Genomic DNA, 25,196 nt, shown 5'->3' with positions numbered 1-25,196 from the left:
ATCGCCAGGGATGACTGTAATATTCTGTTACTCCTGCTCTTGGCGCGCCTGCGAACGCGTTATGATGCGGCCATCGCGCGCCGCCCCCCATAACAAGAATCGCGGCGCCCTCGCTCGAGAGCAGTCCCTATGCCCAGCCCCAGTATCGATGCGCAATTGGACCTGGCCCTGGTTTCGCCCTTCATGCTGCAGACGCTCGCCGAAGTCGTCAGCGATCAGGGCGTGAGTGGCGAACGCCTGTGCCGTGGGCTCGGCTTTACCGCCGAGGAGCTGCAGGACCCGGCGCAGCGCATCAGTTACCGGCAGACGGTGGCGATGATCCAGCGCGCCCTCGCGATGCTGCCCGAATGTGGCCTGGGCCTCTGGGTCGGGCATCGCAACGTGCTCGGCACCCTCGGTCTGCTCGGTCATGTGCTGTCGCTGTGCAAGACCCTGCGCGATGCCTTCGAAGTCGGCCGGCGCTTCCAGCACACCACCGGTGGCATCGCGCTGTGCAACCTGGTGGAGGGGCCGGAGGAGAGTTTCATCGAGGTCGAATGCCGGCTGCCCTATGTCGACATCCAGGTGTTCGCCGTGGAGGAGTTCTTCGCCAGCCTGCTGGTCTACAACCGCGCCCTGATCGGTGAGCAGTTCCAGCCCCTGCGCTTCGAGTTCACCCATGCCGCGCCCGCCTACGAGGCGGAGTACCGTCGCCTGCTCGGGCCGCACCTGCGCTTTGGCTGCCTGCACAACCGCATGGCCATCGCCAGCCATTGGCTCGACGTGCAGTTGCCCAGCCACCATCCCGTCGCGCTGCGCCAGGCTCTCAACCTGCTGGAAAGCGAATCCGCCCAGGGGCCGCAGAAGAACGACCTGCTGGAAACGGTGGAGCGCGCCATTGCCCGCGACCTGGCCCAGGGCAGCCCGATCGACAAGGTCGCCAGTGACCTCAACATGAGCAGCCGCACTCTGCGCCGCCGCCTGGGCGAGCACGGCATCACCTTCGACGCGCTGCACGAGCAGGTGCGCCGCGCCCGTGCCATGAGCCTGCTGGGCAACCCGGAAATGCCCATCGAGCGCATCGCCGAAGCCCTCGGCTACAGTGATGTGCGCGGCTTCCGCCGGGCCTTCAAGCGCTGGACCGGGCAGAGCCCGTCGGCCTGCCGCGAAGAAGCTGCATCGGCGCATTGAGCCAGGCTCCTGCGGGCTTTCATTGACACGGCACAAGGGTGTTGCGCATCCCGGCGGTTAAGGTCAAGGCCAGACCCACCATCGAGGAACATCGTATGTACGAGCATGTCCTGGCCGCCGTGGACGGCAGCCCCGTTTCCTTCCGCGCCCTGGCCGAAGGCGCCCGGCTGGTCCGTATGAGCGGCGGCGAGTTGCACGTCATCACTATTGTCGACCGTCCCCTGGGCCACCTGCCTTACTACGCCAAGTACTACGATGCCGAGGCGCTGCACGCCGCGGCGTTGAAGGCTGCCGACGACATCCTCGGCAAGGCGCGGGAAGTCATCGCTGAATACGCCGTGCCGGCCACTTACCAGCGAATCAGCCTGGAAACCACCGGCGAGGAAGTCGCCGATCGCATCGAACGCGAAGCCGACGCCGTCAAGGCTGACGCCATCGTCATGGGCACCCACAGCCGTCGTGGTGTGCACCGCCTGATGCTGGGCAGCGTGGCCGAGGGCGTGCTGCAGTCGAGCCGGCGGCCGGTGCTGCTGGTCCGCGACCAGTAGCGCAGGCGTTCTTCGACGATTTCAACGGCGCGCTCTGGCGGGCCTTGAGATAGGGCGCCCGGAAAAAGTAGAATGCGAGTCATTCTCAAACATGGATGTTCCAGCCCCATGCCGCCGCCCGCCAACGCCCAAGCCAACCTGCAGCTCAGCCAGCTGTACCACCAACACCACGGCTGGCTGCGTGGTTGGCTGCAGCGGCGCCTGGGCAACCGCTGCGATGCCGCCGACCTGGCCCAGGACACCTTCGTCCGCCTGCTGGTTTCGCCCGCCGCGTTGCAGCAGCCCATTGCCACGCCGCGCGCCTACCTGGCGACCATCGCCCGGCGCCTGGTGATCAACCTCTACCGCCGCCGCTCGCTGGAGCAGGCGTACCTGGAAGTCCTCGCCAGCCTGCCCGAGGAGTCCACGCCCTCGCTTGAGCACCAGGCGCTGGTGCTCGAAGCCCTGCACGAAGTCGACGCGGTACTCGCGCGGCTGCCGGACAAGGCGCGCCAGGCCTTCCTGATGTACCAGCTCGAAGGCTGCACCCAGGAAGCCATCGCCCGGCACCTGGGCACCAGCGTGCGCAGTGTGCAGCGCTACCTGGCGCTGGCTTTCGAGGAGTGCATCGTGCTGGCGGCCGAAGCACTGTGAGCGCGCAACCCATCGACCGCGAGATCGCGCGCCAGGCTGCCCGCTGGTATGTACGTCTGCTGGGGCCGCGGGTCAGCGAGGCGCAGCGGCGCGACTGCGAACTGTGGCGCGCGGCCGATCCCGAACACGAACGCGCCTGGCAACTGGCCGAAGGCTTCAACCAGCGCCTGGGCCTGATTCCCCCGCAGCTGGGCGCCCAGACGCTGGAGCGCTCCCAGGCGGCGAGCCGGCGCCAGGCCATGAAGCTGCTGGCGTTGCTCCTGGCGGCTGCGCCGGCGGCCTTGCTGGTGCGGCGTTCGCAACCCTGGCAGCAGTTGAGCGCGGATGTCCGCAGCGGCGTCGGCGAGCAGCGCGAGCTGACCCTGGCAGACGGCACCCAGCTCTGGCTCAACACCGACAGCGCCATCGATATCGCCTATGACAGCACGGCCCGGCGGGTGCGCCTGGTGGCTGGCGAACTGCAGATCGCCACCGCCAGGGACGACGCCGGCCGGCCGTTCATCCTGGAGACCGCCGAGGGCGAAGTACGGCCCATCGGCACGCGCTTCCTGGTGCGCCAGGGCGCGGTCGACAGCCAGGTCGGCGTGGTCGAAGGCGCAGTGCGGCTCCAGCCCCGTGGCGGCGACGCCGTGCTGATCCGCGCTGGCGAGCAGGCGCGTTTCGATACCCGGCGGGTTGGCGAACCGCGCACGCTGGACGCACACCTCGCCGACTGGACGCGTGGCGTGCTCAAGGCCGAGCGCATGAGCCTGGCGCGCTTCGCCGCCGAGCTCGGCCGCTACCGGCCCGGCCTGCTGCGCTGCGACCCCGCGGTGGCCGGGCTGGAAGTCTCCGGCGCGTTCCAGCTGCGCGACACCGATCAGGCCCTGCAGGCACTGACCCAGGTGCTGCCGGTGAGCATCCGCTACCGCACCCGCTACTGGGTGACCATCGCGCCGCTGTCCAGCTGAAGTTCATCCCCTCATCAGCCTTGTCGTGTTTTCCAGCTCTCGCGTGTCTTCACGAGCACACCCCACAAAACAACGCTCGACACAGGGAGTTCTCCATGCCGTTTCCCCCCTTCGCCCGCGCCTTCCAGCCCAGCGAACTGGCGCGAGCGCTGCGCGCCGCCGCCCTTGGCCTGAGCCTGGGCTCGCTGGGCTACATTGCGCCGGCGCTGGCCGACGCCACCCAGGCCGAGCGCCCGTTGCGCCACTTCGATATCGCCCCCGGTCCGCTGGGCGCGGCGCTGGCGGAGTTTGCCAGCCAGGCGGGCATCACCCTGCCGCTGGAGCCGGATCGTGTGCAGGGGCTGCACAGCCGTGGCCTGCGCGGCGAGGCGGACGTCGACAGCGGCCTGCGCCAGCTGCTCGAAGGCACCGGTCTGCGTGCCAGCCACCAGGGCAACGGCCTCTACGTGCTGCGCCCGCTGTCTGACGGCAATCAGCCGCTGGAACTGGACAGCAGCGAGATCACCGGGGTGATTCCCGACGGCACCACCGAAGGCACCGGTTCCTACACCACCGGGTCGACCAGCACGGCGACCAAGATGAACCTGTCGATCCGCGAGACGCCGCAGACCATCAGCGTGGTCACCCGCCAGCGCATGGACGACCAGCAGCTGCGCAGCATCTCCGAGGTGCTCAACCAGACCCCCGGCGTGACCATGTCCCAGGACGGCGGCGAGCGCTTCAACATCTACTCCCGCGGCAGCGCCATCAACACCTACCAGTACGATGGCGTCACCACCTACCAGGAGAACCAGACCCGCACCATGCCCAGCACGCTGATGGACATGGCGATCTACGACCGCGTCGAAGTGGTGCGCGGCGCCACCGGCCTGATGACCGGCGCCGGCGACCCCAGCGGCGTGGTCAACGTGATCCGCAAGCGCCCGACCCGCGACTTCCAGGCCTACGTGCAGGGCGGCGTCGGCTCCTGGGACTTCAAGCGGCTGGAGACCGACGTCTCCGGCCCGCTGACCGACAGCGGCAACCTGCGCGGGCGCATGGTGGCGGCCAAACAGGTCAACGACACCTTCATGGACTGGTACCGGCAGGACCGCGACATCGCCTACGGCGTGCTCGAAGCCGACCTCACCGAGACCACCGTGGCGCGCCTGAGCATCGACCACCAGCGCTACCGCCCGACCGGCGCGCAGGGTGTGCCGATGCTCTACACCAACGGCGAGCAGACCGATTTCTCGCGCTCCATCAGCTCCGGTGCGCGCTGGAACTCGGACCGCTTCGACACCAACAACTACACCCTGGGCATCGAGCAGCAGCTGGCCCACGACTGGCAGCTGAAGGTCGCCGCCACCTACATGGAAGTCGATCGCGATACCCGCACCGGCTCCTACCAGAGCTCCACCGGCATGGCCTACATCACCCCCGAGGGCATCGCCAACATCAGCCAGGCGTACTCCGAGGCCAACCAGCGGCAGAAGGCGGTGGACGCCACGCTGCAGGGGCCGTTCCAGCTGTTCGGGCAGACCCACGAGCTGATCTTCGGCGCCAACTACCTCGACTACGTGAATCACCACTACGCCTGGACCGGGCCGACGGCGAAGGTGGATTTCAACCACTGGAACAACCAACTGCCCAAGCCGGACCGCGACACCTTCACGCCGTCACTGGATTACGACGTCGACACCCGGCAGAGCGGCTACTTCGCCGCCACGCGCCTGAACCTGAGCGACGACCTGCACCTGATCCTCGGCGCCCGCGGCAGCAACTACCGCTACCACTACTACTCGCAGAGCATCGCCTCGGGCTACGTGCTGGACTACGGCATGACCGAGCGCGGCGTGGTCACGCCCTATGCCGGGGTGGTCTACGACCTGACGCCGGACCAGTCGGTCTACGTCAGCTACACCGACATCTTCAAGCCGCAGTCCAGCCAGGACCGCAGCGGCAAGGTGCTCGACCCGGTGGTGGGGAAGAACTACGAAGTGGGCTGGAAGGCGGCGTTCTTCGATGGCCAGCTCAACACCAACGTCGCCGCCTACCTGATCAAGCGTGACAACGTCGCCGAACTGGACGCCGGCTACACCGTGCCGGGCACCGACGAGGACGCCTACAAGGCGGTGAGTGGCGCGAAGACCAAGGGCATCGACCTGGAGCTGGCCGGCGAACTGGCGCCGGGCTGGCAACTGCAGACCAGCTTCAGCCACTCGCGCACCGAGGACGCCGACGGCGAGCGCCTGACCACCCAGCTGCCGCTGGATACCTTCCGCCTGTGGACCACCTATGACCTGCCAGGCGAGTGGAATCGACTGACTGTTGGCGGCGGCGCCAGCTGGAATTCCAGCAACTCGTTGTACTTCAGCCGCTACAACAGCCGCGTCGGCCAGGACGACTACAGCGTGGTCGACCTGATGGCGCGCTATCGCCTGACCGACCACCTCTCCACCACCCTGAACCTCAACAACCTGCTCGACGAGAAGTACTACGCCGGCTTCTCCGGCAGCTACGGCCACTACGGGCCGCCACGCAACCTGATGGTCAACGTGCGCTACGACTTCTGAGCCGACCTCAGGCCTGTAGCGTCGACAGAGCCACCAGCCACAGGCCGAGGGTGGCGAGGAAGTTGAGGGTGAACACCAGCCCGCGCAGGCGCACGTTGCTGGTGCAGACCTGCACGGCGCTGTGGGCCAGACGCCCGGCCACGAACAGCCAGGCCAGCCAGGTGGCGATGGCGGGCGCCGCGTGCTGCTGGATCAGCAGCAGGCAGGCGACGTGGAAGAACAGCGGCCACTCGAACTGGTTGGACAGGTTGGCGCTGATGCGCGGTTCCACGGCGGCCCAGGGATTGCTGCCGTCCGCGCGCTGGCCGATACCCCAGACCTTGGGTGCGCGGGCGACGGTCAGCAGAACGTAGAGGAAGGCGGCCAGCGCGACATGCGCGGCCATGGGCAACAGCAGTGGGTGCATGGCGGGTGATCCTTCACGGGCGAGGGTGGGCGCAGCGCAGTATGGCCCATGAGCTGAGTGCGTCGCAGCAGGATTCGCGACGACTTCAGCCGGCGGCGCTCGTGCAGTCCTGCAGGCACTCGCGGGCCTTGCGCAGGTCGGGGGAGGCGTGGCCCTCGGCGAAGCGCTGGCAGACCGCCGCCAACTGCCGGCCGGCCTCGGCCGCCCGGCCCTGTGACAGCAGCAGTCGCGCCAGGCTGGTGGCGGCGCGCAGCTCCCAGGCCAGTGCGCCCTGTTCCCGGGCCAGGGCCAGGGCGCGGTTCAGCAGGGTTTGCGCACCGAGCAGGGACTCGCCATCGCCGCGGGCGAGCAGGGCCTCGGCTTCGTTGCGCAGGATTTCCGCCGCGCACCAGCCGGCGGCGCCGGTGCTGGCGCGCATCAGCTGCGCCTGGTCGGCGGGCAGCGGACGCCCGCCCAGGGTCTGGACGATGTCGCGGACCAGGCCCACCGCCGGCGCGGCGCCCGCGCTCGACGGGGCGAACCCCATGGCCCAGGCATAGTGCCGCGCCCAATCGGCGAACAGCGGCACGCGGTGCTGCTCGGCCACCTCGATCATCAGCCGCACGCGGCTGCGGGCCTTGTCCGTTTCGCCGTTATAGAAGGCGATCACGCAGCCGGCGACGGCCAGGCTGTAGGCGATCGAAGCGCTGTGCTGCATCTGGCAGGCCAGTTCGATGGCCTGGGCCGCCAGGCTTTCGGCCTGGTCCGGCAGGCCGCGCAGCCAGAGGATGCGCGCCTGGGTGGCGAGGGAGGCGACGTGCTGGTCGTACTGCACGCCCAGGCAGGGGGCGAAGCGGTTGGCGCGGCGCTCGCGCTCCAGCCGCTGCAACACCTGCGCGCCCACGGCCTGGGCCTGCAGCTGATCCCCGGAATAATGCAACGCCAGCACCTTCAGGCGCAGGGCACTGGTGGCGAGCATCTCGCCACGGCCTGCGCTCAGGCGCTGGAAGTCCTGGCTGCGCGCGACGGCCTGCGGGTACTGGCCGGCCCACAGCGTCACCGCCAGGCTGCCGGAGAGGGCGGTCAGTTCGCCGTCGGCATCGCCGATGCGCTGGGCGAGCAGGCGCGCGTTCTGGAAGGCCTCGTCGGCCTGGCGGTTGCGCACATCGTGGTAGGTGGTGTTGCCCAGGGCCAGCTCCAGGCGCATCGCCAGTTGCAGCGAGGCGGCGGAATCGGCGCTGAGCAGGCCGAGGGCGGCACTGACGAAGGCACCGTACTCGTGCAGCAGCGACAGCTCCTGCCAGAGTGGCGCCGAGCAGGCCGTCAGGCTGATCGCCAGGCGCTGCCGGACCTCGCCGCCCAGGCCCCAGTCGAGGGCGGCGCGCACGTCGGCGAGCCAGGGCGAATAGCGCTTGAGCCAGCCCTGCGCGGTGGTTTTTTCCCAATCGCCCTGGGCGGCCTGCATGACGTTCTCGCACAGCGCCAGGTGGCGTTCGCGCGCCAGCGTGCCCTCGCCGGCGGCGGCGAGTTTCTCCAGGGCATAGAGGCGGGTGGGCTCCAGCAGGCGATAGCGGGCTTCGTCGTGGCGGATCTCGGTGGTCAGCAGCGAGGCGGCGCTCAGGTGGTTCACCAGCAGGAAGGCCGCGCCGGGGTCAGCCGGCTGGCTGATGACGGCGGCGATGGACTCCAGCGAGAAGCTGCCACGGAACACGCTCAGACGTCGCAGGCAGGCCTGCTCGGCGGCTGGCAGCAAGGCGTAGCTCCAGTCGAGCATGGCGCGCAGGTGGGCGTGGCGGTTCGGCGAGCCGTCCGCCTGCAGCGGCAGGTCGAGGTAGCCGCCCTCCAGCAGCGCCTGGATGCCGCCATCGCCCAGGTGCCCGGCGGCCAGTTCAAGGGCCAGGGGAATGCCGTCCAGGCGTCGGCAGATGTCGCCGATCCGCGCCAGGTCGCGGGGCTGCAGCTCGAAGTCCTCGCGGGCCTCGCGGGCTCGCTCGATGAGCAGCGCGGCGGCCGGGTAGCTCAGGGCCTCGGCGAGGCTGCCGACCTGCACGGGCGGGCAGGCCAGGGGACGCAGCGGGTGGACGTGCTCGCCGGTGGCGCGCAGGCTCTCGCGGCTGGTGGTCAGCAGGTGGATGCTCGGTGCCTGGCGCAGCAGGCACTCCACCAGGCGCGCGCTGGCCTCGATGAGGTGCTCGCAGTTGTCGATCAGCAGCAGCATCCGCCGATCGGCCGCCTGGGCGCAGATGCGCTCCAGCGACTCGCCGGCCAGCCCGGGCAGGTCGAGGGCGAAGGCCAGGGTGCTGTTCAGCGGGCGGGCGTCCTGCAGCTGGGTCAGGTCGAGCAGGCGGATGCCATCCGGATACTGGCCGAGCAACTGCTCGGCGGCCTGCAGCGCCAGGCTGGTCTTGCCGATGCCGCCGCTGCCCACCAGGCTGATGCAGCGTCGTTGCGGCAACTCCTCGAGCAGCCTCTGCAGTTCCGCTTCGCGGCCCAGCAGGCGGTTGCGCCGCGGCGGCAGGTTGTGGTCCGCCGCGGCGCCCTGGCTGGGGGGCGGTGCCGATTGCGCCGAGGCGCTGACCGGCTCGACGAAGCTGTAGCCGCGCAGGGCCACGGTGAGGATGAAGCGGCGGCCGTTCTGGCCATCGCCCAGGGCCTTGCGCAGGGCCGCCATGTGCACCCGCAGGTTGCCTTCGTCGACTTCCTGCTCCGGCCACACGCGGGCCAGCAGCTCGCGCTTGCTGACCACGCGGCCCGCCTGCTCCAGCAGCGCCAGGAGAATCTCCACGGCGCGCTGGCCCAGGCGCAGCGGGCGGCCGGCTTCGAGGATCAGGCGGGAGTCGGGGTAGAACTGGTAGGGACCGAAATGCAGCACGGTTTCGACCGTCGCCACGGGCTGGAGGATCATCGTCTGTGTCTGTCTTCGCACGCTGGGGGCAGGTTCCGGGCCGGCCCAGGCGTCAGCCTTGGTGGCACTCGTCTATCGACTCTCCGGTCGAGTAGCGCTTTACGGGGCAACGGCGCATCGCCGCCCGGCCATCCTGCCCTGGCTGGGCTTTTTTCGCAGCCCATTTAATAACGATTAACGCCGTGCGCCTCCCATCATCGCCCGCGGAGCCACCGCCGGGGCGGTGCAGCCGGTGCGCCGTGGGTGGCATGCTCGTGTGGGCATCCGCTGGCGAAGTACCCACCGGTAGTCGAATGCTGCGCAGCGTCCGCGCCGGCGGTTAATGCGGTTTAACCAGCTTTAACTCGCCGCTCCTGCAGCCGCCGCCAAGAATGGCGGCATACCGCAGGGGAGGGACCAGCATGCTTCACAGACTCATCGGCCAGCTGCCGGCGGGCGGCGCCCAGCGCGACCTGGCGCCCTGGCAGCAGGAACGTGCCCAGGCGCTGCTGCTCAAGCACCTGGACAGCGGCATCACGGTCAGCGAACTGGCCGCCGCCTGCGCCCTGTCGCGCAGCGATTTCACCCGCAAGTTCAAGGTCACCACCGGCCATTCGCCCCAGGCCTGGATGCGCCTGCTGCGGGTGGAGAAGGCCAAGCAGCTGATGCGCGAATCGACCTTCCCCCTGGCGCAGATCGGCCTGCAGTGCGGCTTCTGCGACCAGGCGCATTTCTGCCGGATCTTCTGCCGCCTGGAAGGCATCACGCCACTGGGCTGGCAGCGGCGGTTCTTCGAACAACAACGCGAGTCGCAATGGCGACACGCCGGCTAGGCTCTCTGCCGGGCGGCACCTGGTTGTCAGTCGTTCCGAAAATGGAACGCTGGAGGTGAATTTTGCCGTCTGGTGGATCAAGGGTCTCGAATTTAATCTTTGCTCCATGCAGTGAAGCACTGCAGACGAGTCCAAACCTTCCGGCCGATGCCGGACCCACTGAAAGCAAACCGAGGATTTCACCATGGCCAACCCCACCTACAACCGCCTGGACAAGGACAACGCCGCCGTACTGCTGGTCGACCACCAGGCCGGTCTGCTCTCGCTGGTGCGTGACATCGACCCGGACAAGTTCAAGAACAACGTGCTGGCGCTGGGCGACCTGGCCAAGTTCTTCAACCTGCCGACCATCCTCACCACCAGCTTCGAAACCGGTCCCAACGGCCCGCTGGTACCCGAGCTGAAAGAGCAGTTCCCGGACGCGCCGTACATCGCCCGCCCTGGCCAGATCAACGCCTGGGACAACGAAGACTTCGTGAAAGCGGTGAAGGCCACCGGCAAGAAGCAACTGATCATCGCCGGCGTGGTGACCGAGGTGTGCGTGGCGTTCCCGGCGCTGGCGGCCCTGGCGGAAGGCTTCGATGTGTTCGTGGTGGCGGATGCCTCCGGCACCTTCAACGAGATGACCCGCGACGCGGCCTGGCGCCGGATGGAAGCGGCCGGTGCACAGCTGATGACCTGGTTCGGCGTGGCCTGTGAGCTGCACCGTGACTGGCGCAACGATATCGAAGGGCTGGCGGCGCTGTGCTCCAATCACATTCCGGACTATCGCAATCTGATGACCAGCTACAACGCGCTCACCGCTGGTAAGTAAGCGTTCGCTGAAATGAAAACCGGAGCCTCCCGCGAGGCTCCGGTTTTTTGCTTTTCGTAGGACCGAGGGGGACGCCCAGTCCTTGCTCGCGAACCACTGCGCGGCGGGATTCGCTGTCACCGGTAAATGCCTTTTCCCCATGCCTGCGTAGGAGCGGACCTTGTCCGCGAAATCCTGCGCGGAGGGATTCGCTGTCATCGATAAATGCCTTTGCCCCATGCCTGCGTAGGAGCGGACCTTGTCCGCGATGTGTCTGCCTCGCGCTGGGTTTCCTGTGGGGTTTCGGCGGGTGCGCTGAGCGGGCTTTTGTAGGAGCGGGGCTTCTCCGCGAATGTTTTTGCTTGGGTGTTTCTGCGCCGCTTCGGTGTGCGCGCGGACTCTCTGTTTCGCCCCCTCGGGCGACCCACTTTGGCAAACGACGGATGGCCGCCCCACCCAAAGTAGGCAAAGGTCTTGCCCCAATCATCCGGTTTTTCGCTTAGGCGAAAAATTCCCTCGTTGAATTGAAGTTTCAGGGGCACGCGCTGACGGGCCATCCCTGGCCCGACAGCGCTCTCGCGACATCCATGTCGCTCAACCCCTGAAACTCCAATCCAACGAGGCCTCCTGAACGGGGCGTTCGGAGTGCGCGGGCGTTTCTCTGGAAGACTTTAAGGGCAACTGCAACTGCAAGCACAACGGCCAAAGCTCGATCGACGCAGCAGGTTCTTCGTAGGAGCGGACTCCGTCCGCGATCAGAATCCCACCCCGCCCCGATATCTCGCCGGAGCACGATACCCATGCTGTCCTCGCACGGGAATCGATGGGTATCGCTGCGCTCCACGCCATCCTACGAATGCGCACGCCGGCAAGCGCAGCGGGACATGCTGCTACAGGGCTAGCGCATCACTGCTTGAAATCGTCCGCACTGTGCCGCTCCGGCAGGGCGTCGTCGCCCCAGGTGCGGTTGACCCGGCGGCCACGCTGCACGGCCGGGCGCGAGCCGATTTCGTCGGTCCAGCGGCGCACGTGGCTGTAGCTTTCCACATCGAGGAACTCGGCCGTCTCGTACACCTGGTTGTTCAGCAAAGCGCCGTACCAGGGCCAGATGGCCATGTCGGCGATGCTGTACTCGTCACCGGCGATGTAGCGGTTGCCGGCCAGCTGGCGGTCAAGCACGTCGAGCTGGCGCTTGACCTCCATGGCGTAGCGGTTGATCGGGTATTCGTACTTCTCCGGCGCGTAGGCGTAGAAGTGGCCGAAGCCGCCGCCGAGGAAGGGCGCGCTGCCCATCTGCCAGAACAGCCAGTTCAGCGTCTCGGTGCGCTTGGCCAGGTCCTTGGAAAGGAAGTGGCCGAATTTCTCCGCGAGGTACACCAGGATCGAGCCGGATTCGAAGACGCGCAGTTCCGGCGTGACGCTGGTGTCCAGCAGGGCGGGGATCTTCGAGTTCGGGTTGATGCCGACGAAGCCGCTGCCGAACTGGTCGCCGTCGCCGATCCTGATCAGCCAGGCGTCGTACTCGGCGTCGGTGACGCCCAGCTCCAGCAGTTCTTCGAGCAGGATGGTGACCTTCACGCCATTGGGCGTGGCCAGCGAATACAGCTGAAGCGGGTGCTTGCCGCGCGGCAGCTCCTTGTCGTGGGTCGGGCCGGCGATGGGCCGGTTGATGCTGGCGAAGGCGCCGCCGTTGCCCTTGTCCCAGGTCCAGACGCGGGGTGGAGTGTAGGTATCGTTCGCCATCGTGAGTGCTCACCTTGTGGGTTGAATGCGGTCGATGCTACCTGCCCGATCCGTTGGCCGTCAGTGGTTTTTCCTGCCCGCTGTTGCTGGGCGAACAGTGCACGGCGCGGTGCTCGGGTGGTTGTTAGCATATGCATAAACGATATTAAAAATAAGTTGATGCATGGTTTGAGATTATAAAAGAATCGCCGCTCAGTCCAACGGCGAAGCTCTGACACGGCGCTTTCGTCCTGCCGCGTCGTATCGAGAGCCAGATGTCTGTCCAGCCTGCTTCCGTCCCGTTCCTCCGCCTCGAAGGTATCGGCAAGTCCTTTGCCGAAAACCGCGTGCTGGTCGACCTGGACCTGGATATCCGCCCCGGCGAAGTCCTCGCCCTGCTCGGTGCCAATGGCGCGGGCAAGTCGACACTGGTGAAGATCATCGCCGGCTCCCACGAGCACGATGCCGGGCAGTTGCTGATCGATGGCCAGGCGGTCCGTTTCGCCTCGCCCCACGAAGCCCGCCGCCACGGCATAGTCGCGGTGCACCAGCAAGTGGAGCAGGGCGTGGTGCCTGGCCTGAGCGTCGCGGAAAACCTGCTGCTGGATGAACTCTGCAGTGCTTCCAGCCCGCTGTTGTTCCGTCCGCGCCAGGCCCGCCAGCGCGCCGCTGCTATCGCGGCCGGGCTGGAGCTGGACCTGCCGCTGCAGGCGCCCATCGAATCCCTGGGTACCGCTGAACGGCAACTGGTGATCCTGTCCCGCGCCCTGGCATTGAAGCCGCGCCTGCTGATCCTCGACGAACCCACTGCCTCGCTGTCGACCGTCGAAGCCGAGCGTCTGTTCCAACTCATCGACCACCTGCGTGAACGCGGCGTGGCGATCCTCTACATCTCCCATCGGCTGTCCGACCTGCAGCGGGTGGCGGACCGCGCCCTGGTGCTGCGCGACGGCCGCCTGGTGGGCGAATTTCCCGCGCCGCTGGACCTCGGCGCCGCCGTGGAGTCCATGCTCGGCGCCGCGCTGGGTGACGTGCAGTTGCAGCCGCTGGAGCGCGGCGAAACCGTGCTGTCCCTGCGCGACTGGCAGCTCGAAGCCCACAGCGCGCCGTTCGACCTCGACCTGCACGAAGGCGACGTGGTTGCCCTGACCGGCCTGCTCGGCGCCGGCAAGAGCGAGATTGCCGAAGTTCTGTTCGGCCTGCGCCAGCATCACAGCGGATCGATCCGCCTCGATGGCCGCGAGTGGCTGCCGCGCACGCCGCGCGAAGCGATTTCCGCCGGCGTGTTCTTCGCCGCCGAGGACCGCGCGCGCAATTCGCGGGTGCCGGGCTTTTCGGTGCGCGCGAGCATGACCCTGCCGTTTCTGCGCAGCTTCTCGCGCCTGGGCTTCATTGACCGCAGCGCCGAGCGCGCACGTGTCGCCGAGCAGATCGAAGCGCTTGGCATCAAAGGGCCGGCTGTCGAGGGAGACGGCATTGAATCCCCGTTGGAACTGCTCTCCGGCGGCAACCAGCAGAAGGTCATCCTCGCCCGCTGGTTGCTGGGGCAGGGCCGCGTGCTGATCCTCGACGAACCCTTCCAGGGCGTCGACGTCCGCGCCCGCCGCGACATCGGCCAGCGCATCCGCGCCAGCGCCGCCGGCCGCGCCACGCTGGTGATCTGCAGCGACCCGGACGAAGCCCTGGAAATCGCCGACCGCATCCTCGTCGTGCGCGACGGCGCGGTGGTCGCCGAGCTGCCCCGGCACGACCTGCAGCGCAGCGAGATCGTCGCCCATCTCACTCCGATTCACTCGTCGCCCCAGGAAACTTCGCATGTCTGAAAAAGGAGCCGTGCGTGTCTAGAACTGCCGTGGGCAGCCCGGCGACCTCACCCGTCGCACGCCTGCTCGACTTCCTCATCCATTACGCGCTGCTCCTGCTGCTGGCCTTGCTGGTGCTGGTGTTCGCCCTGCTGGAACCGGCCTTCCTGCGGGTCGGCAACCTGTTCCTGGTGCTGCAGTCGGTGTCCATCGTCGCGCTGCTGGCCCTGGGCGTGACCCTGAGCATGGCCGTGGGCGGGCTCGACCTGTCCATCGGCGCAGTCGCCGCGCTGAGCCTGATGAGCGCCAGCTACGTGATGGTGGTGCTGGACTGGGGGCCGCTGGCGGCGATCCTCATCAGCCTCGGCCTGGGCACCCTGGTCGGGCTGCTCAATGGCTGGCTGATCGTGCGCATGGGCGTGCCGGACATCCTCGCCACCCTGGGCAGCATGTTCCTGGTGGTCGGCGTGCAGCTGATTCCCACCGGCGGCCGCTCCATTGCCGTCGGCATGACCCTGGCCAATGGCGATGAAGCGCCGGGCGCCTTCGCCACCGGGTTCCTCGCCCTGGGCCGCGCGCAGCTGTGGGACCGCGTGCCGGTGCCGGTGGTGATCATGCTCGGCTGCGCGCTGCTGGTCTGGCTGTTCCTCGAACGCACGCGGCCGGGCCGATTGTTCTACGCCATCGGCGGCAACGAGCAGGCCGCGCGCCTGGCCGGGGCGGCGGTGGAGCGCTACAAGCTGCTCGCCTACGTGCTCTCGGCGTTGCTGGCCTCGCTGGGTGGCTTGCTGTTGGCAGCGCGCCTGGGGCGCGGTGACGTCAGTTCCGGCAACGGGCTGGTGCTCGATGCCCTGGGCGCCGCGCTGATCGGCTTCGCCGTGCTCGGTGCGCAGAAGCCCAATGCCTTCGGCACCCTGGTCGGCGCGGTGCTGGTCGCCACCTTGCTCAACGGCCTGACCATGCTCAACGCGCCTTACTACGCCCAGGATTTCGTCAAGGGCGCGGTGCTGGTCTCGGCCCTGATGTTCACTTTCGGTCTGGCCCGCCGTGGGCGCTGATCGCACTTTTTCGGAGATTCAACGGATGAAATTCACCCCCGCCAAATCCTTGCGCGCGCTGTTCGCCGCCGGCCTGTTGTTATCCGCCGCAGCCACCGCCGTCGCTGCCGGGCTGCCCGGTGCACCGGCGCCCTTCGACAAGGGCGGCGTGCAGATCGCCCTGGTCGGCTACCTGTTCTCCGGCGACTTCCCCGAGGCCTACCTGCGCGGCGTGGAGAAGCAGGCCAACGCGCTGGACGTGAAGCTGCGCGTGTTCGACGCCCGCCAGCAGGCGGCCACCCAGCGCGAGATGCTGGAGCAGGCCATCGACCTGGGCGTGGACGGCATCATCGTGCAGCTGGGGCTGGCCGAAACCCTCAAGGACTCCATCGACAAGGCCCTGGCCAAGGGCATCCAGGTGGTGACCTTCGACGTCGACGTGAACGACCCGCGCATCACCCGCGTCGAGCAGGACCATCGTGAACTGGCGCGCCTGGCGCTCAAGCAGGTGCTGCAGGACAACGGCAACGCCTTCGAGGCCGGCTATGTGTACATCGACGGCTTTACCCCCATGGAGCGCCGCGACGAAATCTGGCGCCAGGTGAAGGCCGAGAACCCTGGCATCGTCGAGAAGGCGCGCTTCGGCACGCTGAATGCGCCCATCGCCAACTCGGTGGCCGACCAGGCCAGCGCCGTGCTGCGCGCCAACCCCGGCATCAGCGTGTTCTTCGCGCCGTTCGACGAGTTCGCCAAGGGCGTGAAGATCGCCGTGGACGAAGCCGGGCTGGGCAAGCAGGTGAAGATCTACAGCGCCGATATCTCCACCGCCGACATCCAGATCATGAAGGAGCAGGGCAGCGCCTGGAGCGCCACCGCCGCGGTCAACCCGGAAGTCGCCGGGGCCATCAGCGTGCGCAGCCTGGCGCTGCGCATCGCCGGGGAGAATCCCGGTGAGCAGGTGCTGGTGCCGCCGACCCTGATTACCCGCCAGCAGCTGCTCGACCTGGACGTGAAGAACGTCCGCGACCTGGCGCGCAAGGTGCCGGCGTTCGGCGAGGCGCAGAAGGTCGCACAGGCCCCCTGGATTCCGCTGGCGAACTGAGGATTCTGAGGATTGGACGATGCATGACAAGGCCGGGCGCCTGAAGAAGGCGCGCTCGCCCAAGGGCGACCCGCGTTACGGCGCGCGCCTGCCGCCGGGGCAGGTGCTGACCGAGCGCTTCCCGATCCTGCATGAAGGCGAGGTGCCCAGCTATGACCGCGCGACCTGGCGCCTGCGCCTGTCCGGTGCGTTGCCAGGGCCACTGGAACTGAGCCTGGACGACCTGCTGGCGCTGCCGCAGCGCGAGCTGGTCTGCGACATTCACTGCGTCACGCGCTGGTCGAAGTTCGATACCGCCTGGCGCGGCGTGCACCTTGGCGATTTGCTCGAACACTATGGCGTTCAGCCGACCGGGCGCTTCGTCATGGCCTACGCCGACCACGACTACGAGTCCAACCTGCCGCTGCAGGACCTGCTGCGCGAAGACAGCCTGCTCGCCACGCACTACGCCGGCGAACCGCTCACCCCGGTGCATGGCTGGCCGCTGCGGCTGGTGATCGCCGGGCGCTATTTCTGGAAGAGCGCGAAGTGGCTGCGCGAGCTGCACTTCAGCGACACGGATCGTCCCGGATTCTGGGAGCGCAACGGCTTCCACAACGAGGCTGACCCGCATCGCGAGGAGCGTTTTTCCGGCGTGGCGCTGGATATTCCCGAGGACGAATGGGAGCGCAAGGCCTTCGATTGAGCACAACGGCTGTTGCTGGGAAAACACTTGGCGCTGTTGCTCGACGAACACTGCAAGTGGTTATAAACAAAGCATTTTTTATTCGTTTAAAAGCATTCTGCCACTAGCTAGGATGAGGCCTTCCCCATCGGGTCAGGGACGACCCGCGATACCGAGAGCCGCGCCTTTTCGCTCATCACGAAGAGTGACCGGCCGTGACACCTGGAGCGCTTTCCCGAGCACTGTCTTCTCCACCCTGAGGGGGAACAGTGGCTCGCGGTTTCCGGACTTCCGACACCAACCGCTCAAGTCAAAAGAACCCAAAAAGCGGAGTTCCGGACTCGCCGCCAACGGCGAGTGGCGCTCTTTAAGCGAGACAGGAGTATTTCGCGTGTTATCCCGTTCCCTTATTGCCGTTGCGGTGGCCTCGGTCATCGCCCAGGCCTCCGCGCACGCCGACGACAGCTCGTCGACCCCCGAGGCCACCACCAAGTTGGAAACCGTGCTGGTCACCGGCACCCGTGGCAACCACCGCACCCTGCTGGACTCCCCCGTGCCGGTGGATGTGCTCACCGCCGATGACCTGAAGTCCACCGGCGCCGTCGGCGGCGAGCTGGGCCAGGCGCTGGCGACGCTGCTGCCGTCCTTCAACTTCCCGCGTCAGTCCAACTCCGGTGGCGCCGACCATGTGCGTGCCGCCCAGCTACGCGGCATGAGCCCGGACCAGGTGCTGGTGCTGATCAATGGCAAGCGCCAGCACACCTCGGCGCTGGTCAACGACTCGTCGAAGATCGGCCGCGGCACTGCGCCGGTGGACTTCAACTCGATCCCCATCAGCGCCATCAAGCGCATCGAAGTGCTGCGTGACGGCGCCGGTGCGCAGTACGGCTCCGACGCCATCGCCGGGGTGATCAACATCATCCTCGACGACGCCCCCGAAGGCGGCGAGGTGACCACCAGCTACGGCGCCTACCACACCCACCAGGACGCCATCGGCAAGACCACCACCGACGGGCAGAACTCCTACACCGCGGCCAAGGCCGGCACCCGCCTGGGCGAGGACGGCTTCATCCGCGGCGGCGCCGAGTTCATCAACCGCGAGCCGACCAACCGCGCCGGCTACGACGGCTTCGCCGACACGCCCGGGCAGCGCAACTACGTGATGGGCGACGGCCTGGCGCGCGACGTCAACGCCTGGTTCAACGGTGACCTCGCGCTGGGCAGCGGCAAGCTGTATTCCTTCGGCCTGTACAACGAGCGCCACACCACCGGCGCGGAGTTCTACCGCTACCCGGACGAGCATCCGGAGATCTACCCCAACGGCTACCTGCCGCAGTCCCTGGGTGACAACACCGACCTCTCCGCGACGCTCGGCTACAAGGGCCTGCTGGCCGACACCTGGGACTACGACGCCAGCGTCACCCACGGCCGCAACCGCTTCGAATCCTCGACCCGGCGCACCCTCAACGCCTCGCTGGGCGATGACACGCCAACGAAGTTCGATACTGGCGACTACGAACTGCGCCAGAGCGTCGCCAACCTCGACCTCAGCCGCGAGCTGAGCCTGGCAGGGCGGCCCTTCGTGCTGGCAGTCGGCGGCGAGTACCGCTACGAAAACTACATCACCACTGCCGGCGACGAAGCCTCGTACTTCGGGGTCGGCGCGGACGGCGCCAACGGCCTGCGGCCCAGCGAAGAAGTGGACATCGACCGCAACGTCTTCGGCACCTATGTGGACCTGTCGGGCGATCTCACCGACGACTTCTTCGTCGATGCCGCCGCCCGCTGGGAACGCTACGACGATGCTGGCAGCAAGCTCACCGGCAAGCTCAGCGGGCGCTACCAGCTGACCCCGGTACTGGCCCTGCGCGGCGCGGCGTCCACCAACTTCCGTGCGCCCTCGCTGGCGCAGGTGGGCTTCCAGAACACCACCAGCAACTTCGGCGACGGCGGCACGCTCACGGATATCCGCGTGCTTTCGGTGAACGACCCCATCGCCCGTGCGCTGGGTGCGGAGAAGCTCGACCCGGAGACTTCGAAGAACTTCAGCCTGGGCCTGACCGCCCAGCTCAACGAGCGCTTCGACCTGTCCTTCGACGTGTTCCGCATCGACGTCGATGACCGCATCACCCTGTCCCAGCGCATCGGCAGCGATGCCATGGAGCAGTTCATCCAGGACAACTTCGGCGTGGCCGGCGTGCACGACGTGAACTTCTTCACCAACGCCGCCGACACTCGCACCGATGGCGCCGAGCTGGTGCTCAACTACCACCAGCCCTTGGTTGGCGGCCAACTGGGCGTGACCACCGCGTACACCTACAACCACACCAAGGTGCGCAGCACCAAGGCCACGCCGCAACAGCTCAGCAACCTGGGCATCGGCGAGGACGCGCTGGTGGGCGTGGAGGAGCGCAACACCCTCACCGACGCCGCGCCGAAGGACCGCTTCGTCCTCACCACCACCTGGAGCGACGCGCAGTGGAACCTGCTCGGTCGCCTGACCCGGCAGGGCGAAACCACCCGCGTGTTCGACTTCGGCGACGGCTACCACCCGGAGCAGACCTACGGCGCGGTATGGCAGCTGGATGCCGAGGTGGCCTACAAGTTCACCCCGCAGTTCAGCCTGGCGGTGGGTGGCAACAACCTCACCGACAACTACCCGGAACGCTCCAGCTCGGAGATCAACTACGGCGGCAACCTGCCGTACGACGTGCTCTCGCCGATCGGCTCCAACGGTGCGTACTACTACGCCCGCGCGAGCTATTCGTTCTAACCAGAGGGGGGCCGCAACGCGGCCCCGCTGTCTTTGCGGAGCCGACTCATGGCTGACAACTTCGCCGCCGGCAAACCGGCCGGTCCGCGCCGGCACCTGGGCGCGATCCACGCGCTGCTGCTGACGCTGGGCATGGTGATCACCAGCGATATCCTCAAGACCGCGCCCACCGTGGCGCTCAACGTTGGCGAGGAATACTTCTACGGGGTATGGATTCTCGGTGGCCTGCTGTCGATGGTCGGCGCCCTGTGCTACGTGGAGATGGCCGCGGCCTTCGCCCATCCCGGCGGCGACTACCACTTCCTCGAACGTGCCTACGGCCAGCGCGTGGGCTTCCTGTTCGCCTGGTCGCGCTTCGCCATCCTGCACACCGGCTGGATCGCGCTGATGGCCTTCCTCTTCGCCGATCACTTCAGCGCCTTGCTCGGCCTCGGTCAGCTGGGCAACGTGCTGCTGGCGGGCGGGTTGGTCAGCGCGCTGGTGGCGCTCAACCTGATCGGCTGGCGGGTCAGCCTCGGCACTCAGGCCGGATTGGTGGCGCTGGTGGCGGCGGGGTTCCTGGGGATAGTCGGCGCCGGATTGTGGCTGGACTGGCGCGGCTTCGTGCCCCTGCCGGTTGCACCCGTGCAGCCGGAGCAGGTCGGCGTCGCCGGCTTCTCCGCCGCGCTGATCTACGTATTCCTCGCCTTCGGTGGCTGGAGCGACGCGGCCACGCTGTCGGCGGAGCTGCGCGACAACCGCCGCGGCATCTTCACCGCCATGCTCGGCGCGCTCGCCGCCTTGCTGCTGATCTACCTGGCGCTGAACTGGGCGTTCATCCGCGGGTTGGGCTTCGATGGCCTGGCTGCCAGCGGCGCGCCGGCACTGGAGTTGCTCGGGCTGGCCTTCGGCGCGCCGGGCATCGGGCTGATCATGGCGGTGGTGGTGGTGTCCGCCGTTGCCAGCATCAACTCCACGCTGATCGTCGGCAGCCGCACCACCTATGCCGCCGCACGGGACGTTCCCGCGCTGGGCGTGCTTGGCCGCTGGGATGTGCGCCATGGCGTGCCGCGCGCCGCGTTGCTGGCTGAGGGCGTGGTGGCGCTGTTGCTGATCGCCGTCGGCGGCTGGAGCGGCCACGGCTTCAACACCATGGTGGAGTACATGACGCCGGTGTACTGGCTGTTCCTCAGCCTGAGCAGCGTGGCGCTGATCATACTGCGCCGCCGCCACCCGGAAGTGCCGCGGCCGATCCGCGTGCCGCTGTATCCGTGGCTGCCGCTGGGCTTCCTCGCCGTGTGCCTGTACATGCAGTATTCCAGCGTCGCCTACGTCGGCTGGGGCGCGCTGCTGGGCGTCGGCGTGCTGGCGCTGGGCGCGCTGCTGCAGTTGCTTCTGCGGCCGCGAGCGGTAACCGCTGAAGGTTGGTCGGAGGAGGGCGTGTGATGCGCGCGAAAGCACTCTGGCGCAATGGCGCCGTGGCGGTGCTGCTGGCAGCGCTGGTCGGGCTGTGGCTCAACGAACCGTCCGCCAGTGCCAGCGGTGAGGTGAGCGGTCGGCGCATGCTGCGCACCGAGTTGTACCTGGAGGCGGTGGAGCTGTCGCAGTGGGAGGACTTCCTCGCCCGCGAGGTGACGCCGCGCTTTCCCGATGGCCTCAGCTGGCTCGACCTGCACGGCCAGTGGCGCGGCCCCAGTGGCGGGCCGGAGAAGCTGCCGTCGCGGCTGCTGATCCTCATCCACGCCGACAATCCCTACACCCGCCAGGCCCTTGCGCAGATCGGCGCGGACTTCAAGCAGCGCTTCGGCACGGCGGTGCTGCAGGTCAGCAGCCCGGTTCGCGCCCGCGACCCGGACTGGACGCCGCAGCGCCTGGACAACCCTCAGCTGTCGCGCTGAAGCCCGGCCTCGATCAGGTCGAGCATGTAGCGCGGCAGGGCGAACGCCGCCTGGTGTACCTCGGGGGTGTAGTAACGGGTCACCAGGCCGCTTCTGGCGAAGCGCTGGCGCAGGGTTTCCAGCTCGGTACGGCGGACCTTCTCGCTGTTCGACGCCCAGCCGAAGGCCATGCTGCCGCCGATGTAGGTCGGCACCGCTGCGTGGAAGAAGCCCCAGTCGGCGAAGGTCTCCGCCAGCCGCCGTGCCGTGCCGCCCAGCTCCTCCGGCTGGAGGAAGGGCACGCCGTTCTGCGTGGCGAGGATGCCGCCGCTGCCCAGGCGCTGCTGGCAGTTGCGGTAGAAGGCATCGGTGAACAGGCTGGCCGCCGGGCCACCCGGATCGGTGGAGTCGCAAAGGATCAGGTCGAAGGTCTCGCGGCTCTGCGCGAGGTATTCCAGGCCGTCGGCATAGATCAGCCGCAGGCGCGGATCGTCCAGCGCGCCGGCGGAATGATTCGGCAGCAGCTCGCGGCACAACTCGACCACCTGTGGGTCGATCTCCACCGCGACGATCTCCTCGATGCCGGCATGCCGCACGATCTCCCGCAGGATGCCGCCATCGCCCACGCCGATCACCAGCACCCGGCGCACCGCGCCATGGGCCAGGATCGGCACATGGGCGAGCATCTCGTGGTAGACGAACTCGTCCGCCTCGGTGGTCTGCAGCACACCGTCCAGGGTCAGCACGCGGCCGAAGCGCCGGTTGCGGAACACCTGCACTTCCTGCTGGCCGGTGTGGCCCTGGTAGATCGGTTCGTCGATGCTCAGCGCCTGGGCGTAACCCTCATGCAGCGTCTCGCGGAACTCGCTCATCAGAAGGAGACCTGCGCCGGTTGCGACAGGCGCAGCACGGAGAGGTCGCCGGTAATGCGCTTCCACGCCAGGCGGATCGCCTCGATGTCCTGGCCGCGCGCCGCGCTGTCTTCATGCAGGATCACGATGACCTTGGTGCTCAGCCGCTCCGGCGTCGCGGCGCCGTGGTCACGCCACTGGCCGTAGGCGTCATAGGCGGTGAAACCGTCGGGGAAGCGCGGCGTCACTTCCTGGTCGAGGAACTGCCGCCAGCGCTGCTCGCTGATCTTCTCCTTGCCGTTCTCCTGGCCCAGCGCGAAGTACAACTCGGTGCGCAGCCACTGCGCCTGCGCCGGCCGGGTCGGGTCGCCCTGCAGCGTGGAACTCGCGGGGTTGGTGGTGTGGACGGAAGGAGCGGGCGGGGTGGCGCAGCCGAACAGCGCCAGGGCGAGGCTGGCGGCGAGCAGGTGGCGGAGCATGGGACTTCCTTGCGGTGATGAGAGTTGAACCCGATCGCCACTATAGGAGGTTGCCGGTTATTTCCTTAAATACTGAAAAAGCATTCTCATATGCTCATATTCAGTAGTTCCGGGTGCGCGGGAGCGCAGCTTCCACTGCTTAACCAGCCGCCAGCGCCGGAGCACTCGGCGGTCCGTCGTGCAGCTCGCGCCGCCAGGCCAGCAGGCCATAGATCGCCAGCACGATGAAGCCGGCGTAGAGCGCGGCGGTGAGGTACAGGGACTTGTAGAGAAACAGCCCGGTGTAGACCACGTCGAGGATGATCCACAGCCACCAGCTGGCGACGTACCTGCGCGCGGCCCAGAAGCTCGCCACCAGGCTGAAGGCGGTCAACGCGGCATCCAGCCAGGGCAGGGCGGCGTCGGTGTGGGTGTGCATCGCCCAGCCCAGGGCCAGTGCGCCGAAGGCGCCGGCCAGGCAACTGGTGACGGCCGTGGCGAAGGGCAGGCGCTGGACGCGAACTCTACCGTGGTCGCTGCTGCCCTGGCTCCATTGCCACCAGCCGTAGAACTGCAGCACCACGAAGACCAGTTGCAGGAGCATGTCGGAGTAGAGCTTCACGCTGAAGAAGATCCACGCGTAGAGCAGCACCGCTACCACGTTAACCGGCCAGCACCAGCGGATGCGCCGGGCGGTGAGCCAGACGCCGAGCACGTTGACGATCACCGCGATGATTTCCAGAGCAGACATGCCCGTTTTCCTCAGAATGCGTGTCCAGGCGAGTCAGTTCGTCCGGGTTGCCAGTTGGCGCAGATGGTTGAGCAGTCGCTGGCCTTCGCTGCCCAGGAACCAGCGGGTGTGGCCGAGCAGGTAGTGGTCGTAGGCCAGGGCGGCATTTTCTGCCGAGCCGAGCAGGCCATGGAAGTAACTGATCTCGGACAGGGCGAAATCCGTATGCACCAGCGGCAGCAGGGCGGCGAGCGCGAGCAGGTCGTCGCGGCTCAGCGGGCGCACGCTGGCGTAGCCGCTCAGCAATGCGTCGAGGGCATCGAGGTCGGCCACGGCGGCGCGGCCCTGGTCCAGTTCCAGCCAGGGCACCAGGTTGCGCTCGATGGCGGTGGCCAGGTCGAAGAGGGCGAAGGTGCGGTCGCTCAGGCCGAAGTCCAGCACCGACGCCACCTGTGCCTGCGGGCCGTCTTCGCTCCACAGCAGGTTGGAGGCGTGCCAGTCGTTGTGGGTCCACAGGGCGGGCTGGCGCGCCAGGTACGGCAACAGTTCGCGTTGCAGGGGCAGGTGCAGTTCGCGCAGGGTTTCCCGCCACGGGCGCGCCTGCAGGTAGTCGGCGAGGGCGGGGGCGTTGGGCAAGGTCGCTTCGATGGCGGCGATGGGGTCCGCCGCCCCGAACAGCTTCAGGTTGCTGAACAGGACGTCGGTGCTGCGCGGCGGGGCGTCGAAGCCTTCGGCCGCGCGGTGCAGCTGTGCCAGCGCGACGCCGGCGGCGACGGCGTGGGCGTTGTGCCGGAAGGGCGTCCAGGACAGGGCGTCACGGTACAGGTCCAGCCCAGGGGCCTGCCGATGCACCTCATAGGTCCAGCCATCGCGCTCGATTGCGCTGCACCCGCTGGCATCGTGCAGCACCTGGGCGACCGGCGCGCCACGCCGGGCCAGATGAGCGAGGAAGGCGTGTTCCTCCGCCAACTGGGCGGCCGTGCGCACGCCGGGGTGGTGGCGCTTGACGAACAACGGCTCGCCGGCGCTTGCCACCAGCGCGGCAGCGGAGAACGGCCGTGGGCTGTGCCACAGCAGGCGGCTGTCGGCCTGGCCGAAGCCTTCCAGCAGCGCGGCGACTTCCGTCGCGGTGAGCGCCGGCCAGTCGGGCTCCACGGGTTCCAGGCCCATGCCGTGGCTCAGGCGTTTGCTCATGCGGGTTCTCCACTTGCAGGGGCTGCCGCGCGCAGCACCTATCCATCAGACAGCCTGCGAGAGCAGGGCTGCGGCAATCTTGCGCGGGGCTTGCCCCGGTGGCGGCAGGGCAGCGGCCGGGACGATGCGCGGCGCAGATTCTGCCAGCATCCGCCGGCCAATGGGTGGAACGCCGCTGGGCGAAGCGTGTCGGGGCGCCGGATTTTCCCGGTGCAGCCCGCGCCGCCAGGGCGGATCGATCGCCGCCTGGCCGGTC

General features: G+C 67.8%; 21 protein-coding genes. 14 read left to right on the top strand and 7 right to left on the bottom strand.

All coding sequences use genetic code 11. The features are described from left to right. Positions 1 to 129 precede the first annotated feature (129 nt). The 5 genes from HNP46_RS14805 (at position 130) to HNP46_RS14785 (ending at position 5,856) form a co-directional block, all read left to right on the top strand. Positions 130 to 1,170 carry an AraC family transcriptional regulator gene (locus HNP46_RS14805; RefSeq protein WP_184590161.1) on the top strand — a complete coding sequence of 347 codons (1,041 nt, stop codon included), beginning with the start codon at positions 130 to 132 and terminating at the stop codon, positions 1,168 to 1,170. 95 nt (positions 1,171 to 1,265) lie between these two features. Continuing rightward, positions 1,266 to 1,718, top strand: a complete 453-nt coding sequence (locus HNP46_RS14800; RefSeq protein WP_184590159.1) for a universal stress protein — start codon at positions 1,266 to 1,268, stop codon at positions 1,716 to 1,718. Between the two features lie 108 nt (positions 1,719 to 1,826). After that, a complete protein-coding gene (locus tag HNP46_RS14795) occupies positions 1,827 to 2,351 on the top strand; it encodes a sigma-70 family RNA polymerase sigma factor (protein ID WP_184590157.1) in 525 nt (174 codons plus the stop codon). Beyond that, positions 2,348 to 3,301, top strand: coding sequence for a FecR domain-containing protein (locus tag HNP46_RS14790; RefSeq protein WP_184590155.1), 954 nt, complete (start codon positions 2,348 to 2,350; stop codon positions 3,299 to 3,301). The genes HNP46_RS14795 and HNP46_RS14790 overlap by 4 nt, the downstream gene beginning before the upstream one ends. A 95-nt stretch (positions 3,302 to 3,396) precedes the next feature. Then, positions 3,397 to 5,856 carry a TonB-dependent siderophore receptor gene (locus HNP46_RS14785; RefSeq protein WP_184590153.1) on the top strand — a complete coding sequence of 820 codons (2,460 nt, stop codon included), beginning with the start codon at positions 3,397 to 3,399 and terminating at the stop codon, positions 5,854 to 5,856. Between the two features lie 7 nt (positions 5,857 to 5,863). Here the strand turns inward: HNP46_RS14785 and HNP46_RS14780 are convergent, their stop codons facing one another. Both HNP46_RS14780 and HNP46_RS14775 read right to left on the bottom strand, forming a co-directional pair. Further along, the gene (locus tag HNP46_RS14780) at positions 5,864 to 6,262 is read right to left on the bottom strand and encodes an MAPEG family protein (protein ID WP_184590151.1); all 399 of its coding nucleotides are present in this window, start codon (positions 6,260 to 6,262) and stop codon (positions 5,864 to 5,866) included. An 85-nt stretch (positions 6,263 to 6,347) separates the two neighbouring features. Next, positions 6,348 to 9,146, bottom strand: coding sequence for an ATP-binding protein (locus HNP46_RS14775; RefSeq protein WP_184590149.1), 2,799 nt, complete (start codon positions 9,144 to 9,146; stop codon positions 6,348 to 6,350). Positions 9,147 to 9,547: 401 nt separating this feature from the next. Here HNP46_RS14775 and HNP46_RS14770 point away from each other — a divergent pair, with 401 nt between their 5' ends. Together HNP46_RS14770 and ycaC are read left to right on the top strand one after the other, a co-directional pair. Beyond that, entirely contained in the window at positions 9,548 to 9,958 is a 411-nt protein-coding gene (locus HNP46_RS14770) for a helix-turn-helix domain-containing protein (RefSeq protein ID WP_184590147.1), read from the top strand. 184 nt (positions 9,959 to 10,142) lie between these two features. Next, positions 10,143 to 10,772, top strand: a complete 630-nt coding sequence (ycaC, locus tag HNP46_RS14765; protein ID WP_184590145.1) for an isochorismate family cysteine hydrolase YcaC — start codon at positions 10,143 to 10,145, stop codon at positions 10,770 to 10,772. A gap of 885 nt (positions 10,773 to 11,657) precedes the next feature. Here the strand turns inward: ycaC and yghU are convergent. Then, complete coding sequence (gene yghU / locus HNP46_RS14760; protein ID WP_184590143.1) at positions 11,658 to 12,494, bottom strand: glutathione-dependent disulfide-bond oxidoreductase; 837 nt, start codon at positions 12,492 to 12,494, stop codon at positions 11,658 to 11,660. Between the two features lie 254 nt (positions 12,495 to 12,748). On the opposite strand from yghU, the gene HNP46_RS14755 reads away from it, so the two are divergent. From HNP46_RS14755 to HNP46_RS14725, 7 genes are all read left to right on the top strand, one after another. Further along, positions 12,749 to 14,296 carry a sugar ABC transporter ATP-binding protein gene (locus HNP46_RS14755; protein WP_184590141.1) on the top strand — a complete coding sequence of 516 codons (1,548 nt, stop codon included), beginning with the start codon at positions 12,749 to 12,751 and terminating at the stop codon, positions 14,294 to 14,296. A gap of 14 nt (positions 14,297 to 14,310) precedes the next feature. Further along, complete coding sequence (locus HNP46_RS14750) at positions 14,311 to 15,333, top strand: ABC transporter permease (protein ID WP_184590139.1); 1,023 nt, start codon at positions 14,311 to 14,313, stop codon at positions 15,331 to 15,333. Between the two features lie 25 nt (positions 15,334 to 15,358). Beyond that, the gene (locus tag HNP46_RS14745; RefSeq protein WP_184590137.1) at positions 15,359 to 16,414 is read left to right on the top strand and encodes a substrate-binding domain-containing protein; all 1,056 of its coding nucleotides are present in this window, start codon (positions 15,359 to 15,361) and stop codon (positions 16,412 to 16,414) included. A 19-nt stretch (positions 16,415 to 16,433) separates the two neighbouring features. Then, a complete protein-coding gene (locus HNP46_RS14740; RefSeq protein WP_184590136.1) occupies positions 16,434 to 17,099 on the top strand; it encodes a sulfite oxidase-like oxidoreductase in 666 nt (221 codons plus the stop codon). A gap of 370 nt (positions 17,100 to 17,469) precedes the next feature. Further along, the gene (locus HNP46_RS14735) at positions 17,470 to 19,851 is read left to right on the top strand and encodes a TonB-dependent receptor plug domain-containing protein (RefSeq protein WP_184590134.1); all 2,382 of its coding nucleotides are present in this window, start codon (positions 17,470 to 17,472) and stop codon (positions 19,849 to 19,851) included. A 48-nt stretch (positions 19,852 to 19,899) separates the two neighbouring features. Beyond that, the gene (locus tag HNP46_RS14730) at positions 19,900 to 21,276 is read left to right on the top strand and encodes an APC family permease (RefSeq protein ID WP_184590132.1); all 1,377 of its coding nucleotides are present in this window, start codon (positions 19,900 to 19,902) and stop codon (positions 21,274 to 21,276) included. After that, positions 21,276 to 21,728 carry a DUF3574 domain-containing protein gene (locus tag HNP46_RS14725; protein WP_184590130.1) on the top strand — a complete coding sequence of 151 codons (453 nt, stop codon included), beginning with the start codon at positions 21,276 to 21,278 and terminating at the stop codon, positions 21,726 to 21,728. Before HNP46_RS14730 ends, HNP46_RS14725 begins: the two co-directional genes overlap by 1 nt. Here HNP46_RS14725 and speE read toward each other — a convergent pair. The 4 genes from speE to HNP46_RS14705 form a co-directional block, all read right to left on the bottom strand. Next, the gene (gene speE, locus HNP46_RS14720) at positions 21,713 to 22,579 is read right to left on the bottom strand and encodes a polyamine aminopropyltransferase (protein ID WP_184590128.1); all 867 of its coding nucleotides are present in this window, start codon (positions 22,577 to 22,579) and stop codon (positions 21,713 to 21,715) included. The genes HNP46_RS14725 and speE overlap by 16 nt on opposite strands. After that, the gene (locus HNP46_RS14715; RefSeq protein ID WP_184590126.1) at positions 22,579 to 23,037 is read right to left on the bottom strand and encodes a DUF3574 domain-containing protein; all 459 of its coding nucleotides are present in this window, start codon (positions 23,035 to 23,037) and stop codon (positions 22,579 to 22,581) included. The genes speE and HNP46_RS14715 overlap by 1 nt, the downstream gene beginning before the upstream one ends. Positions 23,038 to 23,176: 139 nt before the next feature. Then, a complete protein-coding gene (pnuC, locus tag HNP46_RS14710) occupies positions 23,177 to 23,767 on the bottom strand; it encodes a nicotinamide riboside transporter PnuC (protein ID WP_184590124.1) in 591 nt (196 codons plus the stop codon). Positions 23,768 to 23,800: 33 nt separating this feature from the next. Beyond that, positions 23,801 to 24,940, bottom strand: a complete 1,140-nt coding sequence (locus HNP46_RS14705; protein ID WP_184590122.1) for a phosphotransferase enzyme family protein — start codon at positions 24,938 to 24,940, stop codon at positions 23,801 to 23,803. Positions 24,941 to 25,196: the final 256 nt, after the last annotated feature.

Source organism: Pseudomonas nitroreducens (assembly GCF_014204515.1).
GTDB classification, from domain to species: Bacteria; Pseudomonadota; Gammaproteobacteria; order Pseudomonadales; family Pseudomonadaceae; genus Pseudomonas; species Pseudomonas nitritireducens_A.
This window is presented reverse-complemented; position numbering and strand designations above follow the sequence as displayed.